At 59.2% G+C, this 24,013-nt stretch carries 26 protein-coding genes, 1 tRNA gene and 1 other RNA gene; 6 read left to right on the top strand and 22 right to left on the bottom strand.

The genetic code is table 11. The features are described from left to right. Positions 1-109 precede the first annotated feature (109 nt). The 15 genes from ftsW to rpiA form a co-directional block, all read right to left on the bottom strand. The gene (ftsW, locus tag SLIT_RS13580) at positions 110-1,273 is read right to left on the bottom strand and encodes a putative lipid II flippase FtsW (protein ID WP_013030843.1); all 1,164 of its coding nucleotides are present in this window, start codon (positions 1,271-1,273) and stop codon (positions 110-112) included. Beyond that, the gene (murD, locus tag SLIT_RS13585) at positions 1,255-2,649 is read right to left on the bottom strand and encodes a UDP-N-acetylmuramoyl-L-alanine--D-glutamate ligase (RefSeq protein WP_013030844.1); all 1,395 of its coding nucleotides are present in this window, start codon (positions 2,647-2,649) and stop codon (positions 1,255-1,257) included. Before murD ends, ftsW begins: the two co-directional genes overlap by 19 nt. Next, positions 2,646-3,749 carry a phospho-N-acetylmuramoyl-pentapeptide-transferase gene (mraY, locus tag SLIT_RS13590; RefSeq protein ID WP_013030845.1) on the bottom strand — a complete coding sequence of 368 codons (1,104 nt, stop codon included), beginning with the start codon at positions 3,747-3,749 and terminating at the stop codon, positions 2,646-2,648. Before mraY ends, murD begins: the two co-directional genes overlap by 4 nt. After that, on the bottom strand, positions 3,734-5,176 hold the full coding sequence (locus SLIT_RS13595; RefSeq protein WP_013030846.1) for a UDP-N-acetylmuramoyl-tripeptide--D-alanyl-D-alanine ligase: 1,443 nt from the start codon (positions 5,174-5,176) through the stop codon (positions 3,734-3,736). Before SLIT_RS13595 ends, mraY begins: the two co-directional genes overlap by 16 nt. Continuing rightward, a complete protein-coding gene (locus SLIT_RS13600) occupies positions 5,173-6,672 on the bottom strand; it encodes a UDP-N-acetylmuramoyl-L-alanyl-D-glutamate--2,6-diaminopimelate ligase (protein WP_013030847.1) in 1,500 nt (499 codons plus the stop codon). The genes SLIT_RS13595 and SLIT_RS13600 overlap by 4 nt, the downstream gene beginning before the upstream one ends. After that, the gene (locus SLIT_RS13605; RefSeq protein ID WP_013030848.1) at positions 6,669-8,402 is read right to left on the bottom strand and encodes a peptidoglycan D,D-transpeptidase FtsI family protein; all 1,734 of its coding nucleotides are present in this window, start codon (positions 8,400-8,402) and stop codon (positions 6,669-6,671) included. The genes SLIT_RS13600 and SLIT_RS13605 overlap by 4 nt, the downstream gene beginning before the upstream one ends. Beyond that, a complete protein-coding gene (ftsL, locus tag SLIT_RS13610) occupies positions 8,399-8,683 on the bottom strand; it encodes a cell division protein FtsL (protein ID WP_013030849.1) in 285 nt (94 codons plus the stop codon). Before ftsL ends, SLIT_RS13605 begins: the two co-directional genes overlap by 4 nt. A gap of 51 nt (positions 8,684-8,734) precedes the next feature. Beyond that, on the bottom strand, positions 8,735-9,661 hold the full coding sequence (gene rsmH / locus SLIT_RS13615; protein WP_013030850.1) for a 16S rRNA (cytosine(1402)-N(4))-methyltransferase RsmH: 927 nt from the start codon (positions 9,659-9,661) through the stop codon (positions 8,735-8,737). Then, entirely contained in the window at positions 9,658-10,104 is a 447-nt protein-coding gene (gene mraZ / locus SLIT_RS13620) for a division/cell wall cluster transcriptional repressor MraZ (protein WP_013030851.1), read from the bottom strand. The genes rsmH and mraZ overlap by 4 nt, the downstream gene beginning before the upstream one ends. Before the next feature lie 344 nt (positions 10,105-10,448). Beyond that, positions 10,449-11,006 carry an OmpA family protein gene (locus SLIT_RS13625; protein ID WP_013030852.1) on the bottom strand — a complete coding sequence of 186 codons (558 nt, stop codon included), beginning with the start codon at positions 11,004-11,006 and terminating at the stop codon, positions 10,449-10,451. Positions 11,007-11,140: 134 nt separating this feature from the next. Then, positions 11,141-11,494, bottom strand: an RNA gene (rnpB, locus tag SLIT_RS15475) — RNase P RNA component class A. A 47-nt stretch (positions 11,495-11,541) separates the two neighbouring features. Next, a complete protein-coding gene (locus tag SLIT_RS13630; RefSeq protein WP_013030853.1) occupies positions 11,542-11,760 on the bottom strand; it encodes a hypothetical protein in 219 nt (72 codons plus the stop codon). Between the two features lie 53 nt (positions 11,761-11,813). Next, a complete protein-coding gene (ppx, locus tag SLIT_RS13635) occupies positions 11,814-13,289 on the bottom strand; it encodes an exopolyphosphatase (RefSeq protein ID WP_013030854.1) in 1,476 nt (491 codons plus the stop codon). 5 nt (positions 13,290-13,294) lie between these two features. Next, positions 13,295-14,002 (bottom strand): phosphate signaling complex protein PhoU, encoded by a 708-nt coding sequence (gene phoU, locus SLIT_RS13640; RefSeq protein WP_013030855.1) that lies wholly within the window; start codon positions 14,000-14,002, stop codon positions 13,295-13,297. A gap of 71 nt (positions 14,003-14,073) precedes the next feature. After that, positions 14,074-14,733, bottom strand: coding sequence for a ribose-5-phosphate isomerase RpiA (gene rpiA, locus SLIT_RS13645; protein ID WP_190272166.1), 660 nt, complete (start codon positions 14,731-14,733; stop codon positions 14,074-14,076). A gap of 137 nt (positions 14,734-14,870) precedes the next feature. Between rpiA and SLIT_RS13650 the strand changes: the two genes are divergently transcribed. Next, positions 14,871-14,946 (top strand) — tRNA-Ala (locus tag SLIT_RS13650). Between the two features lie 12 nt (positions 14,947-14,958). Here SLIT_RS13650 and xerD read toward each other — a convergent pair. The 7 genes from xerD to SLIT_RS13685 all read right to left on the bottom strand — a co-directional run bounded on the left by xerD (position 14,959) and on the right by SLIT_RS13685 (position 19,348). Beyond that, on the bottom strand, positions 14,959-15,855 hold the full coding sequence (xerD, locus tag SLIT_RS13655; RefSeq protein WP_041420900.1) for a site-specific tyrosine recombinase XerD: 897 nt from the start codon (positions 15,853-15,855) through the stop codon (positions 14,959-14,961). 11 nt (positions 15,856-15,866) lie between these two features. Beyond that, the gene (locus SLIT_RS13660) at positions 15,867-16,349 is read right to left on the bottom strand and encodes a methylated-DNA--[protein]-cysteine S-methyltransferase (protein WP_013030858.1); all 483 of its coding nucleotides are present in this window, start codon (positions 16,347-16,349) and stop codon (positions 15,867-15,869) included. A 71-nt stretch (positions 16,350-16,420) separates the two neighbouring features. Next, positions 16,421-16,789 (bottom strand): 50S ribosomal protein L19, encoded by a 369-nt coding sequence (gene rplS / locus SLIT_RS13665; RefSeq protein WP_013030859.1) that lies wholly within the window; start codon positions 16,787-16,789, stop codon positions 16,421-16,423. Then, the gene (gene trmD, locus SLIT_RS13670) at positions 16,786-17,562 is read right to left on the bottom strand and encodes a tRNA (guanosine(37)-N1)-methyltransferase TrmD (RefSeq protein WP_013030860.1); all 777 of its coding nucleotides are present in this window, start codon (positions 17,560-17,562) and stop codon (positions 16,786-16,788) included. The genes rplS and trmD overlap by 4 nt, the downstream gene beginning before the upstream one ends. Continuing rightward, positions 17,559-18,059, bottom strand: a complete 501-nt coding sequence (rimM, locus tag SLIT_RS13675) for a ribosome maturation factor RimM (protein ID WP_013030861.1) — start codon at positions 18,057-18,059, stop codon at positions 17,559-17,561. Before rimM ends, trmD begins: the two co-directional genes overlap by 4 nt. Positions 18,060-18,181: 122 nt before the next feature. Beyond that, positions 18,182-18,436, bottom strand: coding sequence for a 30S ribosomal protein S16 (rpsP, locus tag SLIT_RS13680; RefSeq protein ID WP_013030862.1), 255 nt, complete (start codon positions 18,434-18,436; stop codon positions 18,182-18,184). A 99-nt stretch (positions 18,437-18,535) separates the two neighbouring features. Further along, on the bottom strand, positions 18,536-19,348 hold the full coding sequence (locus tag SLIT_RS13685; RefSeq protein ID WP_013030863.1) for a cytochrome C assembly family protein: 813 nt from the start codon (positions 19,346-19,348) through the stop codon (positions 18,536-18,538). 96 nt (positions 19,349-19,444) lie between these two features. Between SLIT_RS13685 and ffh the strand changes: the two genes are divergently transcribed. The 5 genes from ffh to SLIT_RS13710 are packed head-to-tail and all read left to right on the top strand — an operon-like array spanning position 19,445 to position 24,010. After that, positions 19,445-20,797 carry a signal recognition particle protein gene (gene ffh / locus SLIT_RS13690; protein ID WP_013030864.1) on the top strand — a complete coding sequence of 451 codons (1,353 nt, stop codon included), beginning with the start codon at positions 19,445-19,447 and terminating at the stop codon, positions 20,795-20,797. 25 nt (positions 20,798-20,822) lie between these two features. Continuing rightward, a complete protein-coding gene (locus SLIT_RS13695; RefSeq protein WP_013030865.1) occupies positions 20,823-21,527 on the top strand; it encodes an HAD family hydrolase in 705 nt (234 codons plus the stop codon). A 57-nt stretch (positions 21,528-21,584) separates the two neighbouring features. Next, positions 21,585-23,102 carry a threonine ammonia-lyase, biosynthetic gene (gene ilvA, locus SLIT_RS13700; protein ID WP_013030866.1) on the top strand — a complete coding sequence of 506 codons (1,518 nt, stop codon included), beginning with the start codon at positions 21,585-21,587 and terminating at the stop codon, positions 23,100-23,102. A 6-nt stretch (positions 23,103-23,108) separates the two neighbouring features. Next, a complete protein-coding gene (locus tag SLIT_RS13705; RefSeq protein WP_013030867.1) occupies positions 23,109-23,414 on the top strand; it encodes a TfoX/Sxy family protein in 306 nt (101 codons plus the stop codon). Next, on the top strand, positions 23,411-24,010 hold the full coding sequence (locus tag SLIT_RS13710; RefSeq protein WP_013030868.1) for a 5-formyltetrahydrofolate cyclo-ligase: 600 nt from the start codon (positions 23,411-23,413) through the stop codon (positions 24,008-24,010). Before SLIT_RS13705 ends, SLIT_RS13710 begins: the two co-directional genes overlap by 4 nt. Positions 24,011-24,013 lie beyond the last annotated feature (3 nt).

Raw genomic sequence — 24,013 nt, forward strand, 5'->3', positions numbered from 1 at the left:
GGCAATCCTCGTGCGACCCGGCGGTTTTGGCTACGACCGTCCCGATGGGACTTAACTTGCTTACGCAAGTTAGTCTTCGCCGAAACAGAAGGGTTGTGAGCGAGCATCTTCATATTGGAAGTCCTCGCGCAACCCTTCTGTTTTCATAATCGATGCGCAACAACACCGCAACCGCCACACAGTTGACCACCACGCCACTGCCGCCGAAACTCAGGAACGGCAGCGTCAGCCCCTTGGTCGGCAACACGCCCATGTTCACGCCGATGTTGATCATCGCCTGCACGCCCAGCCAGACGGCGACGCCTTGCGCCACCAGAGCGGCGAACAGGCGTTCCGACATCGCGGCCTGGCGGCCGATGGAAAATGCGCGCACGATGAGCCAGCCGAACAGCAGAATGACCCCGCACACGCCGAACAGCCCCAGTTCTTCCGCCGTCACGGCAAGCAGGAAGTCGGTGTGCGCTTCCGGCAGGTAGAACAATTTCTCGACGCTGCCGCCGAGGCCGACTCCCAGCCATTCGCCGCGACCGAAGGCGATCAGTGCGTGGCTGAGCTGATAGCCTTTGCCGTATGGGTCGGACCACGGATCCATGAAACCGACGACCCGTTGCATGCGGTAAGGCGACGAGAGGATCAGCGCGGCGAATGCCAGTGGCAGCAACACCAGCAGACCGCCGAATATCTTCAGATTGAAACCGCCCAGCCACAGCGTACCCATCGCGATCGCGCAGATCACCACGAATGCGCCCATGTCCGGCTCCAGCAGCAACAGCGCGCCCACCAGGGTCATCACGCCGAACATCGGCAGGAAGGGCTGCAGCAGATGGTCTTTCACCGTCCCCTTGCGCACCGCATAATCGGCCGCATACAGCACGGCAAACAGTTTCATCAGCTCCGACGGCTGCAGGTTGATGATGACCAGCGGCAACCAGCGCCGGCTGCCGTTGACCGCCCTGCCCACATGCGGGATGAGCACCAGCAACAGCAGCAGCACCCCGATCAGGAACAGCACAGGCGCATATTTCTGCCACATCTGGGTCGGGATCTGGAACGCGAGCACGCCTGCCACCACGCCGGTCAGGATGAAGATGCCATGGCGCACCAGATAGTAGGTCGGCTGGTAATTGGTGAACTTGCTTGCTTCCGCCGTATCGATCGATGCGGAATAGACCATCACCAGGCCGATGGCAAGCAATGCCGTGACGATCCAGGTCAGCACGGAGTCGTATTCCTCCACGGTACGGCGCGGTTCCTTCAATGCCGTGCTGAACATGGCGCCTCCGTCTTCAATTTCTCCACCGCCGCGACGAACACTTCGGCGCGATGCAGGTAATTCCTGTACATGTCGAAGCTGGCACAGGCGGGCGACATCAGCACCGCATCGCCGGTCTGGGCGTTCGCTGCCGCCATGCTCACTGCCTCATCCATGTCATGCGCTTCCAACACCGGCTTGCCGCAGCCCTGCAATGCCCGTTCGATCAACGGCGCATCGCGCCCGATCAGCACGACGGCGCGCGCATGTTGCGCCACCGCCGCTTTCAACGGCGAAAAATCCTGGCCCTTGCCGTCGCCACCGAGGATCACCACGGCAGGTTTGCCCAGCCCCTTCAGCGCCGCCTCGGTTGCGCCGACATTGGTCCCCTTCGAATCGTCGTAGTAGGTGATGCCGCCCACTTCCGCCACCTTCTCCACCCGGTGCGGCAGTCCCCTGAATGCGCGCAATGCTTCGCACAGCGGCACGATCGGCAGACCAAGCGCGCGGCACAGCGCCAATGCGGCCAACGCGTTCGCGACATTGTGCATGCCGGTCACCTGCAACTCGTCGGCGCGCAGGATCTTCTGCGCTCCCTGCATCAGCCATGTCGCCGCGCCCTCGCGAGTGATGCCCCAATCCTCATCGCTGGCAGGCGGAGTCAACCCGAAGCTGGTCTGCTTGCGCCCTTCCAGCCTCATCGCCGCACTGCGCACGTCGTCGCGATTCACGACCTGCACACCGTTGCCGATGAAGATGCGCGCCTTGGCGGCGGCATAACTATCCATGCTGTCGTAACGGTCGAGATGGTCTTCCGTCACGTTGAGCACCACCGCCGCATCGGCATCTAATGTGTATGTCGTCTCGAGCTGGAAGCTGGAGAGCTCCAGCACCCACACCTGTGGTTGATGGTCGCGCGCACGCAGTGCGTCCAGCACCGCAGGCGAGATGTTGCCAGCCACCTGTACATCCAACCCTGCCGCCGCGCACATCGCCCCGACCATGCTGGTGACGGTGGTCTTGCCGTTGGCGCCGGTGATGGCAATGACTTTGGTATTGCGCCGGTAGTCGTTGGTCGCCAGCTGTTGCGCCAACAATTCGATGTCTCCCTCCACCGCGATGCCGCGCGCGATGGCGCGCTGCACCAGCGGTTCGGCAACCGGTACGCCCGGGCTGATGACGATGCGGTCGATGCCCTGCAGCAACTGGTCGCGGAACGGGCCGCGATGCAGTTCGGTCTGCGGCAATTCCTCGTGCAAGGTGGCGGCGCCGGGCGGCGCTTCGCGGCTGTCGGCGACGCGCACACGCGCTCCCTGCGCGCTCAGATAGCGCGCAAGTGATAATCCGGTCTCACCGAGACCGAGTACCAGTACCGATTTGTCGCGTAGCGATGTCATCTCAATTTCAGCGTTGCCAACCCGATCAGCACCAGCAGCATGGTGATGATCCAAAAACGAACGACGACCTGCGTCTCCTTCCAGCCCTTTTGCTCGAAGTGATGATGCAGCGGCGCCATCAGCAGGATGCGCTGGCCCGTGCCGTATTTTTTCTTGGTGTACTTGAACCAGGACACCTGCAGCATCACCGACACCGCTTCCACCACGAACACGCCGCCCATGATGAACAGCACCAGTTCCTGGCGGATGATCACCGCCACGGCACCGAGTGCCGCGCCCAGCGCCAGTGCGCCGACGTCACCCATGAACACCTCCGCCGGATAGGCGTTGAACCACAGGAATGCCAGGCCTGCGCCGGAGATCGCCGCGCAGAACACGGCCAGTTCGCCCGCGCCGGGGATGGATGGCTCGCCCAGATATTTGGAGAATTCGGCATGGCCGGCGACATAGGCAAAGATCGCCAACGCGGCGGAGACCATCACCGTCGGCATGATGGCCAAGCCGTCCAGGCCATCCGTGAGATTGACCGCGTTGCTGCTGCCGACGATGACCAGGTAGACCAGCACGATGAAGCCGACCATGCCAAGCGGCAGCACCAGATGCTTGAAGAACGGCACGATGACTTCGGTGTGTGCGGGCAATGTGGCATGCGACCACAGGAAGATGCCGACCGCCAATGCGATCAGCGACTGCCAGAACATCTTCGCCCGCGCTGACAGGCCGTCCGGATTGCGGTGCACCACTTTGCGGTAATCGTCCACCCAGCCGATGGCGCCGACACCCAATGTCGTGAACAGCACCACCCAGACGTAGGCGTTATGCAGGTCTCCCCACAGCAAAGTGGTGATGGCGACCGACATCAATATCAGCGCGCCGCCCATGGTCGGCGTTCCCGCCTTGACCAGGTGCGTCTGCGGTCCATCGGCGCGCACCGACTGGCCGATCTTCATCGCAGTCAGTTTGCGTATCATCCACGGACCCAGCATGAAGGAGATGAACAACGCCGTCATCGCCGCCATCACCGCGCGCAGCGTGATGTAGTTGAACACGCTGAACGTACGCACATCCTGCGCCAGCCACTGGGTTAATGCGAGCAGCATGCTTCCTCCTTGTGTAATGCGCCAGATTGCACGACCCGTTCCATCTTCATGAAGCGCGATCCCTTGATCAACGCCGTCGTCTGCGCATCCAGTTCCGCGTCCAGCGCAGCGTTCAGCTCTTCGACACTGGCGAAATGCAGCGCGCCCGCGCCGAATTCCCGCACGGCTTCAGCACTCAGGGTCCCCAGCGCGAAAAGCCGCTCGATGCCCAGTTCGCGGGCAGAGATACCGATCTCGCGGTGAAACTGCGCCGCGTCTTCTCCCAGCTCCCCCATGTCTCCCAGCACAAAGATGCGCTTGCCCTTTGCCTGCGCCAAGACTTCCAGTGCCGCGTGCATCGATGCGGGATTGGCGTTGTAGGTATCATCGATCAGCGTCGCGCCATTTTTCGCCTGCTTGCGCTGCAGTCGCCCGGCGACTCCGCCAAAGCCCTGCAGACCCGTGACGATGGTTGCCGACGGGATTTGCAGCGCCAGCGCTGCCGTCGCTGCAGCCAGTGCGTTGCGCGCATTGTGTTCGCCCGGCACCTGCAGCACGATGCGCATCTCGCCTGCCGGAGTGCGTACCAGCAGTTCGCCTCCATAACCCTGCACCACCCATTTCCCCTGGATGTTTGCCGGGTGTTCGAGGGAGAAATCGAGGACGCGATGTTTGCCTGCCAGGCTGCGCCATAGTGCTGCATGCGCATCGTCGGCATTGATCACGGCGGTGCCGTCATCCTTCAGGCCTGCGAATATCTCGCCTTTGGCCCGCGCCACGCCTTCCACCGTTCCGAGTCCCTGCAGGTGCGCGCCGGTCGCGTTATTGACCAGCGCCACATCGGGGCAGGCTATGCGGGTGAGGTAGTCGATCTCGTTCGGATGGTTCATGCCCATTTCGATCACCGCATAGCGATGGTTCGCGCGCAGTCTCAACAAGGTGAGCGGCATGCCGATGTCGTTATTGAAATTGCCCTTGGTCGCCAATACAAATCGATCTGCATCGTCGCACTCCCCAACCCTCTCCCGTGGGGCGAGGGAGCGATCGTAAGAATCATCTTTGATTTTCTGGCGCAAGATGGCCGACAGCATCTCTTTCACCGTGGTCTTGCCGTTGCTGCCGGTGATGGCGACAAGCGGGATATCGAACTGTGCGCGCCAATATGCTGCAAGTTCGCCCAGCGCGAGGCGCGTATCTTCAACGAACAGCAGCGGCACTCCCGAATCCTGCGTCCGGAGTCCTGCGTCCCGATTCACCACTGCCGCCACCGCACCCGCCATTGCCGCCTGTGCAACGAACCTCGCGCCGTCGAAGTTCTCGCCCTTGAGCGCGATGAACAGATCGCCTTGCTGAATGGTCCGGGTATCGGTGGAAACAGCGGAAAAACGCACATCCGCTCCGTCCATGCGGGCATGCAATGCATTGACGGCCTGGGAGAGCATCATCATTGCCGCTGCTCCTCGGTGCTCCACATGCTCAGCGCCCGATGGGCGATCTCGCTGTCCGAGAAGGGATAGCGTACCCCTTTGATCTCCTGGTAATTCTCATGCCCCTTGCCTGCAAGCAGCACGGTATCGATATGCCGTGCATTGGCGATGGCCAGGGTGATGGCTTTGGCGCGATCCTCGATCACCTGATATTCGCCCTGCATGCCTGCGGCGATCTCGCTGACTATTTCCGCCGCCTCCTCGCTGCGCGGATTGTCGCTGGTGATGATCCGCACATCGGCCAGTTTTGACGCAACGGTTCCCATCATCGGCCGCTTGCCGCGATCTCGATCGCCGCCGCATCCGAACACGCAGATGACCTTGCCGCCCGCGGACTCCGTCACCTCGCGCACCGTGGTCAACACCTTGTCCAGAGCATCTGGCGTGTGAGCGTAATCCACGACGACTGTCGGCAGGCCTTTGCCACCCAGTGTCTGCATGCGTCCCGCCACTGCTTTCTGCAATCCGAGCTCGCGCGCCGCATCGTCTATCCTGACCTCGCTTGCCAGCAATACCGCAAGCGCGCCAAGCAGATTGGAAGCATTGAAGCTCCCTATCAATCTGCTGCACAGTGCAGCTGCACCCCAGCTGGTATGCAGCTGCAACGTAAGACCTTGTGCATCCATTTGCGTGAGGCTGCCATACACCATGCGTATTCCAAGACGCTCCGCCATCTTCAGCGAATCGTCGTTCAAACCATAGCCGATCACTTCGACGGACGCGTCCTGCAATTGCTCGGCCAACTCGGCACCGAACATGTCGTCCAGGTTGAGCACGGCATACTTGAGCGATGCCCAGTCGAACAGGCGTTTCTTTGCCGCCGCATAGCTTTGCATGTCGCCGTGAAAATCGAGGTGGTCGCGCGTCAGATTCGTGAGCAGCGCCACGTCGAAATGCACGCCATTGACCCTGCCTTGCGTGAGTGCATGCGAAGACACTTCCATCACTGCGGCCCGGGCGCCCTGTTGCTCGTATTCCGCCAGCAGTCCGTGCACGATCAATGCATCCGGCGTCGTGTTTGCCGTTGCTCGCAGCGCTTCCGGAAAACCGTTGCCCAATGTGCCGATCAATGCACTCTTGCGGCCCAGTGCGCCGAAGGACTTTGCCAGCCAGTGACTGATCGATGTCTTGCCATTCGTGCCGGTGATCCCGACCATCCAGAGCTTCTGCGAAGGCTGGCCATAGACCAGGTCTGCGATCAGGCCGGCCTGATGGCGCAAGTCACTCACTGCCAGGTTCGGCACACTCCAGGTCGGATTCCATTTGAAGCCGTGCTCTTCCCAGATGACCGAGTTGGCGCCCCGTTCGATGGCTTGTGCAATGAAATGACGCCCGTCAGCCTGCGATCCGGGATAGGCAACGAAGGTATCGTCGCGATTGACCGACCTGCTGTCGGATACCAGATGCCTGACATTCACTCCCAGCAATTTCAATCCATCCGGGTTGAAGGCGTTCATGCGTCCTCCCCGATCACTTCACCCGGCGACTGGATGACGTTGTCAAGCGGGGCATCGTTGGGCACGTTGAGCATGCGCAGTGTCGCACCCATCACATTGCTGAACACAGGAGCAGCCACCTCGCCGCCATAGTAGTCTCTGCCGCTCGGCTCGTTTATCTTCACCGCTACGATCAGGCGCGGATCGGATGCGGGCGCCAGCCCAACGAACGAGGCGATATAGCGATCGACATATTTGCCGTTTTCGAGTTTATGGGCAGTGCCGGTCTTGCCAGCCACGCGATAACCGGTGATTTGCGCCAGCGGCGCAGTGCCTCCCGGTTTAACCACCGTTTCCATCATGTCGCGCACTTCCTGCACCGTTGCCGCCGAATAGACCTTCACGCCCAGAGACGGGGTCTCCTGCTTGAGCAAAGTGACCGGCTTCAATTCTCCGTCGTTGGCGAACACAGTGTAAGCACGCGCCAGCTGCAGCAGATTGACCGAGATGCCGTTGCCGTAGGCGATGGTTGCCTGATCGATCGGGCGCCATTTTTTATAGTCGCGCAGTTTGCCTTCGGCTTCTCCCGGAAATTCGCTGCCGGTAGGCGAACCGAAGCCATCTTCGCTCAGTCCATTCCATAGCGTTTCCGGCGGCAGGCTGAGCGCTATCTTGGCTGCGCCGACGTTGCTGGATCTCTGGATGATCTGCGTCACCGACAGCGCGCGGTCCGGGTGGGTGTCATGTATGGTCCGTCCGTTCACGGTAAACATGCCATTCGCCGTATTGATGACCGTATTCGGCTTGATCGTTCCGGCCTGCAATGCAGTCGCGATGGTGAAGGGCTTCATGGTGGAACCGGGCTCGTATTCATCAGTCACGGCACGGTTGCGCAGCACCGCCACGCTCGGTTTTTCCCGGTTGTTGGGGTTATAGGAAGGCCAATTCGCCAGCGCCAGCACCTCGCCGGTCTTGGCATCCAGCACCACGATGGAACCGCTCTTGGCCTTGTGATTCACGACAGCCTGCTTGATCTCGCGGAAAGCAAGCGACTGGATCTTGCTGTCGATGCTCAGCGCGACGTCTCCTCCCGCCTTGGGTGCGCGCAAACTGGCCACATCCTCGACGATGAAGCCGCGCCTGTCCTTGATGACTTGCTGGCTGCCCGCCTTGCCGCCAAGCTGTGCCTGCAATGCCAGTTCGATGCCTTCCTGTCCGTTGTCGTCGACATCGGTGAAACCGATGAGATGCGAGGTGACTTCGCCGCCGGGATAGTAGCGGCGATATTCGCGCTGCAGGGAAATTCCGGGAATGCCCAGCTGGATCACCTTGGCCGCCTGGTCGGGGGGAAGCTGGCGTTTGATATAGACGAATTCGCGCGCGGTGTCGCTGAGCTTGCTCTTCACTTCCTGGGGAGGCAATCCGACGATCTGTGCCAGTCGAACGGTTTGCGCAGGAGTGATTTCGACATCGCCCGGACTCGCCCAGACAGATTCCACCGGCGTGCTCACCGCCAGCGGTTCGCCATGCCGGTCGGTGATCATGCCGCGATGCGCATGGATCTCGACCACACGTCCGTAGCGGGCATCGCCTTTCTGTCGCAGGAAATCGTTATGGATTCCCTGCAGGTAGACAGCGCGCATCATCAAACCGAACAGTCCTCCAAGCAGCAGCAGGAACAGCACGCGCGAACGCCATGCAGGCAACGCGATCTGTCCTGTGGTCTGAATGGGAATCGTGGCATAGTTCATTGCAGCGTCACCATTCCGGAATCGAGCCGAATATAGCGAACCTGTTTGGGCTGCGGCATTTGCATCTGCAAAAGACGATTCGCGAGTTTTTCCACTCGCGCGGGCATCGCCAGCGTTCCTTGCTCCAGTTGCAACTGTCCCCACTCCACATCCATCTGTTGCGCCCTATCTTTTTCCTTCTGCAATTCCACGAACAATTTGCGCGCCTTGTGCTGCGAGGTGACGACACCCAGCGCACATGCGATGACCAGAACAAGCAACAAGACATTGAGCCTAGCCACCCCCGGCTCCTACCCTGGTTCCAGACCGATCGTCTTGCTTCATGCAGCTCATCACATCCGCTCCGCCACGCGCAGCACTGCGCTTCTTGCGCGGGGATTTGCCGCCACTTCTTCCGCCGATGCATAGATCGGCTTGCCCGCCAGGCGCATCTTGCCCTGCGGCACATCGACAGCCCGTATCGGCACGTTCTTCGGCAGCTTGTCGCCTTGCGCCATGTCGCGCATGAAATGCTTGACCATGCGGTCTTCCAGCGAATGAAAGCTGATCACTGCCATGCGTCCGCCCGCTTTCAGGTGATCCACGCACTGCGGCAGCACGCTTTCGAGCTCTTCGAGCTCGCGGTTGATATAAATCCGTACAGCCTGAAAGGTGCGCGTAGCCGGATTCTTGCCGGGTTCGCGCGTACGTACACACTGCGCGACAATGTCGCTGAGTTGTTTCGTGGTGAGGATCGCTCGTTCCTGGCGCGCAGCAACAATCGCCCTTGCAATCTGCCTAGCAAACCGTTCTTCGCCGTAATCACGTATCACCTCCGCGAGTTCGCCTTCATCTGCCGTCGCCAGCCACTCTGCCGCCGTTTGCCCCCTGCTGGTATCCATGCGCATATCGAGCGGCGCATCGAAGCGAAAACTGAAACCGCGCGATTCATCGTCCAGCTGCGGCGACGACACCCCCAGGTCCAACAGCACTCCATCAACCTTCTCGATCCCCAGCCCGCGCAACACCTCGCCCAGATGCTCGAAACCGCTGTGTTGCAGCTGGAAGCGCGCATCGCCGATCTCCCGCGCTGCAGCCACCGCCATGGGATCCTTGTCCAGCGCGACCAGCCTGCCGCGCTCACCCAGTTTTTCCAGAATCAGGCGGCTGTGCCCGCCGCGCCCGAACGTGCAATCCACATAGATTCCGTCCGCCTTCACCCGCAACGCTTCGACTGCTTCATTCAACAGGACGGTCGCATGAACCAGTCCTTCGCTCACAAAGTGAACCCTTCGAGTTCCGGTGGCAGGTTGTCCGCCGTGAAACCCGTCATCTTCTCGTTCTGCGCCTGCCAGCGCGCCTCGTCCCACAACTCGAACTTGTTGCCCTGACCTACCAGCATCGCGCGCTTGTCCAGCACTGCAAAATTGCGCAGCGTGGGCGAGACCAGCACGCGCCCGGCGGCATCCATCACCGTATCCTCGGCATGGCCGACGAGAAAACGTTGCAGTGCGCGGATGCGCGGATTGAAGGCGGAAAGCTGCATCAGCTTTTCGCGTATCGGTTGCCACTCAGGTTGCGGATAGATCAACAGACAACCGTCGGCATCGGCAGTCAGCACCAGCTGACCTGCGCAATGCGCAAGCAACATGTCGCGATACCGCGCCGGTATCGCGAGCCTGCCCTTGCTATCCAGATTGAGTTGTGTCGCTCCCTGAAACATTCTCGTTTCCCACGTTTACCCACTTTTTACCACTTACAGCCACTATATTGAAAAACAACAAGGCGGTCAAGCAAGTAAATGGGATTTTTCTTTATGGGACAATGAGTTAGCGCACTTAGTTAATGCAAAACAAATATGCTTAAAAAGCAATGGATTGCGCGGGCAAGCTAAAGTTGTTTGTAATGGAAAGAGCGGGAGGGCTATATCTTTTGCGGTGTTGCGACCATTCAAGGCTCCAGTCCGAGTCGACAAATCCCATTCTGAAAACCGATCGCATGTGAGGCGTTACATTTCAAAAAAAACGGCACGCAACAACTTGCGTGCCGTTCGAGATTCCATTCCCGTCAGAAACGAACTTGTACTTCGTAGCGACGGTTTTTTGCCTTCTTGGCCGGAGTGTTGTCGGGTTTGACCAACATTTTTTCAGAGCCCATGCCAACCGCTTCGATATCGCCGGCGTCCACTCCCTGCGCGATCAGCTCCTTGACCATGACGCGTGCACGGCGAGCCGACAGTTCCTTGTTCTTGGTCGCATCGCCTGACGAGTCAGTATGTCCGGAAACGATGAACTTGAATCCTTTTTGCCCTTGCGACTGCAACGATTTCTTCACGTCGATGATGACATTGGCCAGCTTCTTGGACTTCGCGCCACATCCGGCCTCCAGCACATCCGTTCCGCTCTTGAACGAGCATTGATTCTTGCGGCCTTCGGCCAACAATTTCTTGTTCACCTGGGATGCGATTTGCTGATTACCTTTGGCGCGCGCCTTTTCCCGCGCCTGATCGGTGATCTTTGCCCCGAGGTCACCACCCCCTGGTTTCTTCAAATCATCCATCAGTCCAGCGTGCGCACAGGTTGCAGTGAAAGACAGCAGGGAAGCGACCAAAAGAATTTTTCTCATATCTTTACCTCTTTAAGTTTTATTGAAATCGATTGGCGATAAATCCGTATCAGGCAAATGCTCCGCAAAGCAGCATTATCGGTCAACACTAGGGAGCCGGATTACAGAGTAATCATCGATACATGATTCAAATGGGGTGAAGCCAGCCGATAAGCCGGGTTCTGTCGTGGACAGTCATTCCTCTAGGCGTTTCGTTACCTGACGCTCAAGCGACCTACCCGCTGGCGACGCGAGCCACGTCATAGCCAGCCTATTTGGTCTTGCTCCGGATGGGGTTTACCCTGCCACTGATGTCGCCACCAGCGCGGTGAGCTCTTACCTCGCCATTTCAACCTTACCTGTACTGCTTGCGCAGCCATCGGCGGTGTATTTTCTGTGGCACTTTCCATCGCCTCACGGCGTCCGGCCGTTAACCGGCATCCTGCTCTGCGGAGCCCGGACTTTCCTCTACGCAGCATAAAGTGCGCAGCGACTGTCTAGCCAGCTTCGGGGCGAAGTTTATCACGGAGGGGATGTAAAAGCCCGCAGGGCCTGATCACTTGGCCTTGTCCTGCAGGGCCTGGCCGGTCTTTTCCAGCGCCTTGCCGCCTTTTTCCAGGGTTTCACTGCCCAACTGCTTGGCACGGTCGACCAGGGAATCTTTGGTGAAAGGATTGGACAGCAGTGGTTTTTCGCGCCCGATGTTGATGCCCAATGCCATGCCGATGAGCGTACCGATTATCAGGCTGACGAGAATGATTCTGATCTGTTTCATCACGGATACCTCCGGTTAGTTGCCTACGTTTTGCCGCAGTTGCGGATTGTGTCTCAACCTTCGACCACTTGCATGCTTACGCCCAGCCCTTTCCATTGCTTTATTTCTTCCAGAAGAGCTGCTTCAGTGAGCGGGTTCTGCACCAGCCAGCCGGGTGCGAGGACGAGGTGGAATTTGGTACCGCTGAAACGTCCCTGCATGGCGGGCAGTTCCACATCGCCGCGATTACGATAGATCAGTGCGGCCAGACGCAGCGCCATCGCCTGGGCCAGTTTTTCCGGCGTATCCAGCATACCGCGCAGTTTTTCCAATCCGCCCCGATGCGCCAGTGCCAACAGACTCAGATGATTTTGCTCTGTCTTTGAAAAGCCGGGCATATCGGCGTTGGCCAGGATGTAGGCAGTGTGCTTGTGGTAACCGCTGTGCGCGACGCTGATGCCTATCTCGTGAAGGTTGGCAGCCCAGTTGAGCAGGTGCAGGTCTTCGTCACCAAGCTCGCCTTCCAGAAATTGCCTGGCAAAGAAATCCGCAAGATGCGCGACGCGCATCGCCTGGCGGACATCCACATGGTAACGGCGCATGAACTGCTGCATGGTGACTTCGCGCATGTCGTTGTGGTGGAAGCGTCCGAGCAGGTCATACAATAATCCCTCGCGCAATGCTCCGAGCGCAGGCTGCATGCGTTCGATACCGAGTTCGGTAAAGGCGGCATACATGATGGCAAAGCCGCCGGGCAATACCGGAATGCGATCCGGTTTCAGGCCAAGCACATCGAGTTTGTTGACATCGCCCGCCTTGAGCAACTGAACGCGCAATTGTTCCAGTCCTTCTAGCGTGATGCCGCCGTTGCTGTAACCGTTCTGTTCAAGGATGTCGCACAGCACCCGTGCACTGCCGGATGAACCGAATGCGACCTTCCAGTGCCCCGTGGAAAATTCGGAGGCGATCGCCTGCACTTCGCTGCGGGCAGCCAGTTCGGCCTGCTTGAGGTTGGATTTGTTGATCTTGCCATCCGGGAAGAAACGCACGCTGTAACTGACGCAGCCCATATAAAGGCTTTCCAGCTTGAGCGGCTGCAGACCGTTGCCGATGATGAACTCGGTGGAGCCCCCGCCGATGTCCATCACCAGCCGCTTGCCTTCCGATTGCGGCAAGGTTTGCGCCACTCCGCGGTAAATGAGGCGCGCTTCTTCACGCCCGGCGATCACATCAATCGGAAAGCCAAGCGCGGCTTCAGCCTGCTGCAGGAATTCCGGCGCATTCTTGGCAACTCGCAGCGAGTTGGTGCCGACCGCCCGTACCGCTTCGCGCGGCAGCCCGCGCAAGCGCTCACCGAAACGTTGCAGACATGCCAGTGCGCGTTGTTGCGACGACTTGTCGAGACGCTTATCTTCCGTTATCCCGGCAGCCAGACGCACGGGTTCGCGTAGCCCATCCAGCATGTAAAGCTGGTCATTTTCCACACGGGCGATTTGCAGGCGAAAACTGTTGGAGCCGAGATCGACCGCGGCAAGGACTGATTGTTGCACTGGAGTTATTCCAGGACCTCGCGCTCGATTTCTTCCACGGTCACATGTCGGACATCGCGACCTTTGACCATATACACCACGTATTCCGACATATTCTTGGCGTGGTCGCCTATGCGCTCGATCGCTTTCGCCACAAAAAGAATCTCCAGCGAAGTGGAGATGGTGCGCGGATCTTCCATCATGAAGGTGATGAGATAACGCATGATGGAACGGAACTCTTCATCCACCTGTTCGTCCTGGCGCACCACCTGGGCAGCAGTGGAAAGATCCAGGCGGGCGAATGCATCCAGCGATTTGCGCAACATGTCCAGTGCGATGTCGGATGCATGCTTGATCTCGTTATAGCGCGGCAGGTACAACCTGTCTTTTTGCGACAATAACTTGGCCATGCGCGCGATCTTTTCCGCCTCGTCGCCGATGCGCTCAAGATCGGTGATGGTCTTGATGACTGTGGTGATCATGCGCAAGTCGCCGGCAGCAGGTTGGCGGCGTACCAGGATGCGGTTACAGCTTTCGTCGATCTCGACTTCCAGCGCGTTCACGCGATGGTCGTCTTCGATCACACGGTTCATCAGCGCCACGTCGCCCGATATCAACGACTCGACTGCCAGACGGATCTGGCTTTCCACCAGACCGCCCATCTGCAATACGCGTGCGCGTACTGCTTCGAGCTCTGCATCGAACTGTTTCGAGGTATGTTCGCTACCGGCCATGATCGTTCCTTAAAGGATTGTTGCAAATAAAGGATATTACTGAAACGCCATTAAGGTTTTGTTACATCCCCTCAGGCGGTGAGCGTTCTGACGCCGTCGGGAGTGCCCAATAGCAGCACATCCGCCCCGCGGCGCGCGAACAAACCATTGGTCACCACACCGGCCAATTGGTTCAAAGTCGTTTCCAGCTCCACCGGATTCATGATCTGCAAGTTATGCACATCGAGTATGACGTTGCCGTTATCAGTGGTAAAGCCCTCGCGCAATTTCGGCTGGCCACCCAGCTTCACTAATTCACGCGCAATATAGCTGCGCGCCATCGGAATCACTTCAATGGGGAGCGGGAACTTCCCCAGCACATCCACAAGCTTGCTGGCATCGCACACACAGATGAACTTCTGGCTGGCAGCCGCCACGATTTTTTCGCGCGTCAGGGCACCGCCGCCGCCCTTGACCATATGCATATGGCGCGTGATCTCGTCGGCGCCATCCACGTAGACCGGCAGGTCGCCCGCATCGTTCAACGACAAAACTTCGATGCCATGTCCTTGCAGGCGTTTGGCCGACGCTTCAGAGCTGGCAACCGCACCGCGTATCTTGTTCTTGATCCTGGCCAGTTCGTCGATGAAGAAGTTGGCTGTAGAGCCCGTACCCACACCCACGATGCAATCGTTCGGCACATAAGCGATCGCCGCCTGGGCGACCGCGCGTTTCATATCGTCTTGCGTCAAAGCCATGTCTAGTCTCGATTCAGGAATATTCTTTCGAGGGCGATTATTGCAGGAATTCACCAATTAAGAAACCTTCCCGACCGTTTGCCTCCGGCTCTTTCCAATCGGGCGATTTGCCTTTAGGATTCGCCAAACGTGGGGGTGTAGCTCAGTTGGGAGAGCGTCTGGTTCGCAATCAGAAGGTCGTCAGTTCGATCCTGATCACCTCCACCAATCAAATTCCCCTTATCCTCGCGGATGATGCATCGCATGCAGCGCCTTGAGCCGTTCCCGTGCCACATGGGTGTAAATCTGCGTCGTGGAAATATCCGAATGCCCCAGCAACATCTGCACCACGCGCAGGTCGGCGCCATGGTTGAGCAGGTGTGTGGCGAAGGCATGGCGCAGGGTGTGCGGCGACAGCGGCTTGTGCAGACCGCCTTCCTTCGCATGCTTCTTGATGAGATACCAGAACATCTGCCGCGTCATGCCTTCGCCGCGTTGGGTAACGAACAGCGCGTCGGCCACCTGCCCTGCAAGCAAGGCAGGACGGGCTTCTGCGAGGTATCTCTTCACCCAGTCCAGCGCTTCTTCGCCTAGCGGCACCAGGCGTTCCTTGCTGCCCTTGCCCATCACGCGCGTCACACCCATGTCCAGGCTCACCTGCGCCACGCTCAGGCCAACCAGTTCCGACACGCGCAGGCCGCTGGCGTACAGCACTTCCAGCATGGTGCGGTCGCGCATGCCGAGCGGCGTATCGACATCGGGTGCGTTCAGCAGCAGTTCAACATCTTCTTCGGTAAGGCTCTTGGGCAAACTGCGCGGCAGCTTGGGGGTGGCGATCTGCAGCGTCGGATCGGCGGTGATCTTGTTTTGGCGCAGCAGGTAGCGGAACAAGCGCTTGAGGCTGGAGATGGCGCGCGAGGTGGAGGTGGCTTTGGCTTTTTCGCCGCTCACCAGATGCGCGAGGAAACCCTGTATGTCGGCGTGTGTAGCCGCCTGCAAGCCGCATCCACGCTGCTTTTGCAGCCATTCGGTGAATTTGTTCAGGTCGCGGCGGTAGCTTTCCAGGGTGTTGCGGGAAAGACCGTCTTCCAGCCAGAGGGCGTCGCTGAATTCGTCGAGGAGGTCGGTGTCGGACATCAATACTCCCCTCACCCCTTGGGGGAGAGGGAACTGTAGCTTTCATGTGCCAGCAACCAGCGCTTGATGTCGAGTGAGTCACCTTCCGCGTGCCCCATGAAGCCGCCCAGCCCGGTTTTGCCCACCACACGGTGACAGGGAATGACAACGGGTATCGGATTGCTACCGCAGGCCTGTCCTACTGCCTGGGCGCTTGAGCCGATCTGTTTTGCAAGTTCGCCATAGGTCAGCGTCTGCCCGCAGGGAATGTCCAGCATCGCCTGCCATACGTTGCACTGATGATGCGTGCCATCGAGTTCGAAAGACAGGTCGATCTCATGCTTGGCATCGGCCAGCCAGGCTTCCAGTTCCGCGCAGATCGTTTTTGCCATTGCGCTCTGCGGCGGCTGCGATTTTGTTTTCCCGGGCAGGAATTCGATGCCCAGCAGATCCGTGTCTGAACAGCGGATGCCGAGCTTGCCGAACGGTGCGGAGATGATTGCCTGATAGTCCATGCGCACATGATAGCCCAAAAAAAAACGGGAGACCAAGCTCCCGTTTTTTGTATTGCCTGAAAGATCGCTGCTTATGCTTCCTTGCGTGCAGCCAGTTTCTCTTTGATACGTGCCGACTTGCCGGAACGATCGCGCAGGTAGTACAGCTTGGCGCGGCGCACATCGCCGCGACGTTTGATTTCGATGCTGGCAACGCTTGGAGAGTAAGTCTGGAACGTACGCTCCACACCTTCACCGGAGGAGACCTTGCGCACGATGAAGCTGGAGTTCAGCCCCTTGTTGCGCTTGGCGATGACCACGCCTTCGAAGGATTGCACACGCTTCTTGTCGCCTTCGACCACGTTCACGCCGACCACAACGGTGTCGCCGGGTGCGAAATTGGGGATGGTCTTGTTCAGACGCGCGATTTCTTCTTTTTCGAGAATGCCGATCAGATTCATTTTGTTTCCTTTTTTTGTGCGGAAGCTTGTTCCTGCTGGTACTCTGCCAGTAGCCGAGCTTCCTGTTTAGTCAACTGGCGTGATGCCAGCAAATCCGGGCGACGTTCCGCAGTCCTGCCTAATGCCTGCTTCAATCGCCACTTCTCTATCTCGGCGTGGTGCCCGGACATCAATACTTCCGGAACCGCCTCGCCGTTATAAACCTCGGGCCGCGTGTAGTGGGGGCAATCCAGCAGTCCCTGTACGAAGGAATCCTGCTGCGCCGATGCGTCGTCGCCCAATACGCCGGGGATCTGCCGCACCACGCTGTCCATCACCACCATCGCTGCCAACTCGCCACCGGACAACACATAATCCCCGATGGAAAGCTCTTCATCCACTTGCTGGCGCAACAGGCGCTCATCCACGCCCTCGTAACGACTCGCCAGCAAAATCAATCCTTCGTCCCGCGCCAGCAGTTCCATCACCACTTCATGGGTGAGCTGCCTGCCTTGCGGCGAAAGGTGTATCACACAACTCTTCTTCGCTCCGCTTTGAACCTGCGCTGCTTTCGCTGCGCTGATCGCCTTCTCCAGCGGTTCCGCCAACATCACCATCCCGGGACCGCCACCGTAGGGACGGTCGTCGATGGTGCGGTAGTTGTCGGTGGTGAAATCGCGCGGATTCCACGTCTGCAACTGAAACTTGCCCTGCTCTGCCGCCCGCCGCGTCACGCCGTATTGGGTGAGCGCTTCGAACATCTCCGGGAACAGCGTGATGACGTCGAACCTCATTTGAGGTAATCCGCCTGCCAATCCACACGAATCAATTTATTCTGCAAATCCACTTGCCGGATGACGCTGGCAATGAACGGCATCAATGTTTCGCCGCCCTCACCCTTGACCACCAGCACGTCATTCGCGCCGGTCTCCAACAGGGAGTCCACCGTGCCGAACTTTTCGCCGGCCAGATTCTCCACCGACAGGCCGATCAAGTCGGACCAGTAGTATTCGCCTTCCTGCTGCTCCGGCAAGCTGTCGCGCGGAACCGCGATCAACAACCCTTTGCATTTTTCGGCGGCGGTGCGGTCGACGATACCCTGCAATTTTGCGATGAGTACCTTGCCGCCATGCACGTTCGCTTCCAGCACTTCCAGCGGACGCCAGCTTTGTTCGTTGCCCACATACCAAGTGCTGTAGTCGAGCAGGCTGTCCAGATACTCGGTAAAAGCCTGCACTTTCACCCAACCTTGAATGCCCTGCGCCCCGACCACCTTCCCCATGACGACCATGGGGCTTGCAGGAGTCAAAGATTGATTTCCACGTTCGCCCCTTCTCCCTCGGGGGGAGGGTTGGGGTGGGGGACTCCCGCCAGACGCAGCGGGAACCCCGGCACGGCGAACCGCCATGCTAGTTAGGCCTTGGCTGCTGCACCGGCTTTTTTGACCAGGCGACCTACGGTCTCGCTCAACTGCGCACCCTTATCCTGCCAGTGCGTCACGCGATCCAGCTGGATACGCAGACCTTCGGAGCCTTCGGCTGCCAGAGGATTGTAGAAGCCGACACGCTCGATGAAACGGCCGTCACGACGGTTGCGGGAATCCGCCACCACCACGTTGTAATACGGACGGTTCTTGGAACCACCGCGAGAAAGACGAATGACTACCATAATGATTACCCGATAAAATTTAGATTTGGACTATGCCAAAAGGGCGCGAATTCTACGATACCTTGCCAACCTCTGGCAAGGACTGTTTTGACAGGAAAATCAGCGGTGCAGGATGGCTTCCAGCACGAACTGGGTACCCAGATAGGCCAGCACCAGGAAGAAAAAGCCGCTCAGCGTCCACCGTACGGCGATATGGCCGCGCCAGCCATAGAATCGATGGCCCATCAACAGCGTGGCAAACACGCCCCAGGACAGGATCCCGAACAGCACTTTGTGGCTGAACCGCCACGGATGGCCAAAAAGCTCCTCGGAAAACATCATGCCGGACGCGATCGTGATGCTCAGCAATACGAATCCCACCCCGATGACGCGGAACAGCAATATCTCCATGGTCAGCAGCGGCGGCAGGTTACGCAGCACCTTCGGCATCTTGGCATGATGCAGGCGCTTTTCGACCAGCGAGATCAGTGCCGCATGCAAGGCGGCAATAGTGAACAGACTATAAGCAAGCATCGCGCCCAGAACATGGGTATCGAACAGACTGGAAGCCGGCTGCGACAGGATGCGTACATCCGGGAAGATGGCCGGCAGCGCGGTGCTGACGGCTGCCAGCGGCAATACCAGCGTCTGCAAGCTGGACAGCGGGTAGAAATAACGCGCCAGCCAATATATCAGCACGGTCAGCCACAGGATGAGCGACAGCGCATACACCAGCCCCAGATTCAAGGCCCCCCAGATGAACAGGGTGTCGTACAGCAGCCAGCCATGCAACGCCAGCGGAATGATGACCAGAAAACCCAATGCCCCCCGATTCTGCTGCTCTGCATTGCCTGCCGCCTGCGCGCGCCAGAACAGAATAGCCAGAACGGAATAAAGGGCAAACGTGAGCAGATGCAGGGCTTGGTTCGACATGGAGAGTGCAAATGTTTTAGACTGTGCGGATTCTACAGGAAGCGCCGCGAAAGTGTCTGCACCGGCGTTCGCTGAAACAATCTCGGGATCTAGATCATGCTGGACAACCTTACGCAACGCCTCTCGGGCATCGTCAAGAACCTGCGCGGACAGGCGCGGCTGACCGAGAGCAACATCCAGGACGCCCTGCGCGAAGTGCGCCTTGCCCTGCTGGAAGCCGACGTAGCATTGCCGGTAGTGAAGGAATTCATCGCCAAGGTAAAGGACGCGGCGCTGGGGCAGGAAGTCATCGGCAACCTGCAACCCGGACAAGCGCTGATCGGTGTGGTCAACCGCGAGCTGACCAAACTGATGGGCGAGCATAACGATGCGCTCAACCTCGCCGCCGTGCCGCCGGCAGTGATCCTGATGGCCGGCCTGCAAGGCGCGGGCAAGACCACCAGTAGCGGCAAGCTGGCCAAGTTGCTGCGCGAGCAGAACAAGAAGAAAGTGCTGCTGGTAAGCTGTGACGTATATCGTCCTGCCGCGATCGAGCAACTGCGCATGCTGGCACAACAGCTCGATGTCGACTTCTTCCCGTCCGACGCATCACAAAAACCGCAAGACATCGCCCTCGCCGCGCACGACTTTGCGAAGAAACACCACCATGACGTGCTGATCGTCGACACCGCCGGCCGCCTGGCCGTGGACGAAGCGATGATGGCCGAGATCAAGGACCTGCATGCCGCGCTGAAACCGATCGAGACGCTGTTCGTGGTCGATGCGATGACCGGCCAGGATGCGGTGAACACGGCCAAGGCCTTCGGCGATGCCCTGCCGCTGACCGGCGTGATCCTCACCAAGCTGGACGGTGACGCCCGCGGCGGCGCCGCCCTGTCGGTGCGGCAGGTTACCGGCAAGCCGATCAAGTTCGTCGGCGTCAGCGAAAAACCGAACGGACTCGAAGCTTTCCATCCGGAACGCATGGCCCAGCGCATCCTCGGCATGGGCGACGTGCTGTCGCTGCTGGAAGAGGCTCAGCGCAACGTGGACCACGCCGCAGCCGAGAAACTGGCCAAGAAGATGCACAGCGGCAAGGGCTTCGACCTCAACGACTTCAAGATGCAGATCGTGCAGATGAAGAAGATGGGCGGCATGTCGGCGCTGATGGACAAATTGCCGGCGCAACTGTCGCAAGCCGCGGCAAATGCGAAGGTCGACGAGCGCCAGATCAACCGCACCGAGGGCATCATCAACTCGATGACTCCGTTCGAACGCGCCCACCCCGAGCTCATCAAGGCCTCGCGCAAACGCCGTATCGCCGCCGGAGCAGGCGTGCAGGTGATGCACGTCAACCAGCTGCTGAACCAGTTCGAACAGTCGCAGAAGATGATGAAGATGTTCAGCGGTAAAGGCGCCATGGCCAAAATGATGAAGGGGATGGCAGGCAAATTCCCCGGCATGCGCTAACCAATCCTTAACCAAGACAATCGACATGACTATCAAAGCCATCATTTTCGATGTGGACGGCACGCTTGCCGATACCGAAGATGCACACCGCATCGCATTCAACAAGGCATTCGCCGAGAACAGACTTCCCTGGAACTGGGACGTGGCGCTATACGACAGGCTGCTGAAGGTGACGGGCGGCAAGGAACGCATCAAGCACTATGTCGAAAGCTGCCTGCCGGATTTCCCCAGGCCGGTCGACTATGACGGCTTCGTCAAGCACCTGCATGTGGTGAAGACCGGCCATTACACGGCAATGCTGCGCGATGGCCTGATCCCGCTCCGCCCCGGCATCAGGCAACTCATCGGCGATGCGCACAAGGCCGGCATCAAGCTGGCCATCGCCACTACCACTTCGCCGGAGAATGTCGCCGCCTTGCTGGAAGTCGGCCTCGGCAAGGATTGGGAGAAACATTTCGATGCCATCGGTTGCGGCGACATCGTGCCGCAGAAGAAGCCGGCGCCGGACATCTATAACTGGGTGTTGAACCAGCTCAAGCTCGCGCCGCAGGATTGCATCGCACTGGAAGACTCCAACAATGGCCTGCGCTCGGCACTGGCCGCCGGCATCAAGACCTACGTCACCACCAATCCATACACGCACCGGCAGGATTTCGCCGATGCTGCCGCAGTGTTCGACGACCTGGGCGACCTGGCGAACTTCTACAAGGTCACCGGCCTGCGCATTTAAGCAACCCGGCCGGTTTCCTGCTAATCTTGCGGACAATCCAATTGTCCGCAAAACATCATGCAAAGCTATCTCAAGAGAATCCTGACCGCCCGCGTCTATGACGTGGCGGTCGAAACGCCGCTGGAACTCGCCCCCAACCTGTCGGCACGCATCGGCAACAACGTATTGTTCAAGCGCGAAGACATGCAGCCTGTATTCTCGTTCAAGCTGCGCGGCGCCTACAACAAGATGGCGCAGCTCAACCCGGAGCAACTCAAGCGCGGCGTGATCGCCGCCTCGGCCGGCAATCATGCCCAGGGCGTGGCGCTCTCGGCACACCGCCTCGGTTGCAAGGCCATCATCGTGATGCCGACCACCACGCCGCAGGTGAAGATCGATGCGGTCAGGCATTTCGGCCAGCGCTCGGTTGAGATCGTGATGCACGGCGACAGTTACAGCGATGCCTGCGCCCATGCCTACGCGCTGGAGAAAGAGAAACAGCTCACTTTCGTGCACCCGTTCGACGATCCCGATGTGATCGCCGGACAAGGCACCATCGCGATGGAGATATTGCGCCAGCGCCAGGCACCGATCCATGCCATCTTCTGCGCCATCGGCGGCGGCGGCTTGATCGCGGGCGTGGCCGCCTACGTCAAGCAGGTGCGCCCCGACATCAAGGTGATCGGCGTGCAGACCACCGATTCGGATGCAATGGCGCGCTCGCTGAAAAGCAGGAAGCGCGTCACGCTCAACGACGTCGGCCTGTTCTCGGACGGCACCGCTGTCAAACTGGCCGGGGAAGAGACCTTCCGTGTATGCAAACAGTACGTCGATGAAGTGGTACTGGTGGATACCGACGCGGTATGCGCGGCGATCAAGGACGTGTTCCAGGACACGCGCTCCATCCTCGAACCGGCCGGCGCGCTGGCCGTCGCCGGCGCTAAGCTCTACGCCAAGCGCGAACAGCTGAAGGGCGAGACGCTGGTCACCGTGTGCAGCGGCGCGAACATGAACTTCGACCGTCTGCGTTTCGTCGCCGAACGCTCCGAGATCGGCGAAAAGCGCGAAGCCATCCTCGCCGTCACCATCCCGGAGACACCCGGCAGCTTCCGCAAGTTCTGCACGCTGCTGGGCAAGCGCAACATCACCGAGTTCAACTACCGCTATGCCGACCCGAAAGCGGCGCAGGTGTTTGTCGGCATCCAGGTCAAGGATCAGTCCGAAACGGCCGATCTGGTTGACAAGCTGCAGCGCGGCAAGCTGCCGACGCTCGACCTTTCCGACAATGAAATGGCCAAGCTGCATCTGCGCCACCTGGTCGGCGGCCATGCCCCTGAAGCAAAAGACGAGATCATCTTCCGTTTCGAGTTCCCGGAGCGCCCCGGCGCGCTGATGAACTTCCTCAACAGCATGGACCACAGCTGGAATATCAGCCTGTTCCACTACCGCAACCACGGGGCGGACTACGGCCGCGTGCTGGTCGGCATGCAGGTGCCGCGCACCGACAAGAAAGCGCTCAAGACCTTCCTCGACACGCTCGGCTATCCGTACTGGGACGAGAGCGACAATCCGGCCTACCGGCTGTTTTTGGGTTGATTCCGGGTGAGCACGGACTCTTTCCGTGATTTCGTGCTGGAACACCTCGCCGGTCTGGGCGATTTGCGCTGCAAACGCATGTGCGGCGGCCATGGGCTGTATGCCGGAGAAAAGTTTTTCGGCATCCCGTTCGATGGCAGACTGTATTTCAGGACGCATCCGGACACCCTGCCCGACTTTCCGGCCCGTAACGCCCCCGTTTTTTCTCCCTCAAAAAAGCAGATTTTGCAGAATTACCACGAAGTTCCGGCAGATATTCTCGAAGATAGCGAGTTTTTCCCGCTTTGGGCGAGGAAGGCAGCCTGGCAATGAACATCCAAGCTAGGAAGCAGGCACTCAGGCAAAGTATAATCGCCGCCCGCGAAAAGTTGCCCGCGGCCGAACGCTTGCGGCTGAGCCGTGCCGTTGTCGGCTCCATCTGCGAGTTGCCGGAGTATCAGCAAGCCGCAACGGTACTGGGTTATCTGAATTTCGGGGCGGAACTAGCCGCCGAGTTGTGGGTGCAGCATGCATTGGCCGATGGCAAACAAGTATTGTTGCCGAGGGTGAACCGGGCCAGCAAGCATCTGGACTTATATAAGGTGCGCGATTTACAGCATGACGTGGCTCCCGGCTTATGGGGCATACGTGAACCGGTCACCGAACGCTGCATAAAAGAAGAGGCGCTGGGGACAGTGGATTTCATCCTGTTACCGGGCGTGGCGTTCACCCGCAAGGGTGCGCGCCTGGGATACGGCGGTGGCTTTTACGACAAGCTGCTGGCGTCGATGCCGAACCGGCCGAATCTGGTCGCAGGGGCGTTTGCATTACAAGTAGTACCGGAGATTCCGCAGGAAAAGACCGACCACAATGTGGGCTGGCTGGTGACGGAAGACGAAACGATACGTTGCAACTTAGGGAGAGGGTAAGCG

The sequence above is a fragment of the Sideroxydans lithotrophicus ES-1 genome, assembly GCF_000025705.1.
In the GTDB taxonomy this organism is placed as follows: Bacteria; Pseudomonadota; Gammaproteobacteria; order Burkholderiales; family Gallionellaceae; genus Sideroxyarcus; species Sideroxyarcus lithotrophicus.

Coding starts and splice junctions, on each gene's coding strand:
- rpsP (WP_013030862.1), bottom strand. CDS start 18,436: ATGGTAGTCATTCGTCTTTCTCGCGGTGGTTCCAAGAACCGTCCGTAT.
- SLIT_RS13595 (WP_013030846.1), bottom strand. CDS start 5,176: ATGATGATGCTCTCCCAGGCCGTCAATGCATTGCATGCCCGCATGGAC.
- mraY (WP_013030845.1), bottom strand. CDS start 3,749: ATGCTGCTCGCATTAACCCAGTGGCTGGCGCAGGATGTGCGTACGTTC.
- rimM (WP_013030861.1), bottom strand. CDS start 18,059: ATGGTCGTCATGGGGAAGGTGGTCGGGGCGCAGGGCATTCAAGGTTGG.
- SLIT_RS13630 (WP_013030853.1), bottom strand. CDS start 11,760: ATGAAACAGATCAGAATCATTCTCGTCAGCCTGATAATCGGTACGCTC.
- ffh (WP_013030864.1), top strand. CDS start 19,445: ATGCTGGACAACCTTACGCAACGCCTCTCGGGCATCGTCAAGAACCTG.
- xerD (WP_041420900.1), bottom strand. CDS start 15,855: ATGTCCGACACCGACCTCCTCGACGAATTCAGCGACGCCCTCTGGCTG.
- SLIT_RS13685 (WP_013030863.1), bottom strand. CDS start 19,348: ATGTCGAACCAAGCCCTGCATCTGCTCACGTTTGCCCTTTATTCCGTT.
- trmD (WP_013030860.1), bottom strand. CDS start 17,562: ATGAGGTTCGACGTCATCACGCTGTTCCCGGAGATGTTCGAAGCGCTC.
- SLIT_RS13695 (WP_013030865.1), top strand. CDS start 20,823: ATGACTATCAAAGCCATCATTTTCGATGTGGACGGCACGCTTGCCGAT.
- SLIT_RS13600 (WP_013030847.1), bottom strand. CDS start 6,672: ATGAACGCCTTCAACCCGGATGGATTGAAATTGCTGGGAGTGAATGTC.
- murD (WP_013030844.1), bottom strand. CDS start 2,649: ATGACATCGCTACGCGACAAATCGGTACTGGTACTCGGTCTCGGTGAG.
- SLIT_RS13660 (WP_013030858.1), bottom strand. CDS start 16,349: ATGGACTATCAGGCAATCATCTCCGCACCGTTCGGCAAGCTCGGCATC.
- ilvA (WP_013030866.1), top strand. CDS start 21,585: ATGCAAAGCTATCTCAAGAGAATCCTGACCGCCCGCGTCTATGACGTG.
- rplS (WP_013030859.1), bottom strand. CDS start 16,789: ATGAATCTGATCGGCATTCTCGAAAAAGAAGAAATCGCGCGTCTGAAC.
- SLIT_RS13625 (WP_013030852.1), bottom strand. CDS start 11,006: ATGAGAAAAATTCTTTTGGTCGCTTCCCTGCTGTCTTTCACTGCAACC.
- mraZ (WP_013030851.1), bottom strand. CDS start 10,104: ATGTTTCAGGGAGCGACACAACTCAATCTGGATAGCAAGGGCAGGCTC.
- SLIT_RS13605 (WP_013030848.1), bottom strand. CDS start 8,402: ATGAACTATGCCACGATTCCCATTCAGACCACAGGACAGATCGCGTTG.
- phoU (WP_013030855.1), bottom strand. CDS start 14,002: ATGGCCGGTAGCGAACATACCTCGAAACAGTTCGATGCAGAGCTCGAA.
- SLIT_RS13710 (WP_013030868.1), top strand. CDS start 23,411: ATGAACATCCAAGCTAGGAAGCAGGCACTCAGGCAAAGTATAATCGCC.
- ftsW (WP_013030843.1), bottom strand. CDS start 1,273: ATGTTCAGCACGGCATTGAAGGAACCGCGCCGTACCGTGGAGGAATAC.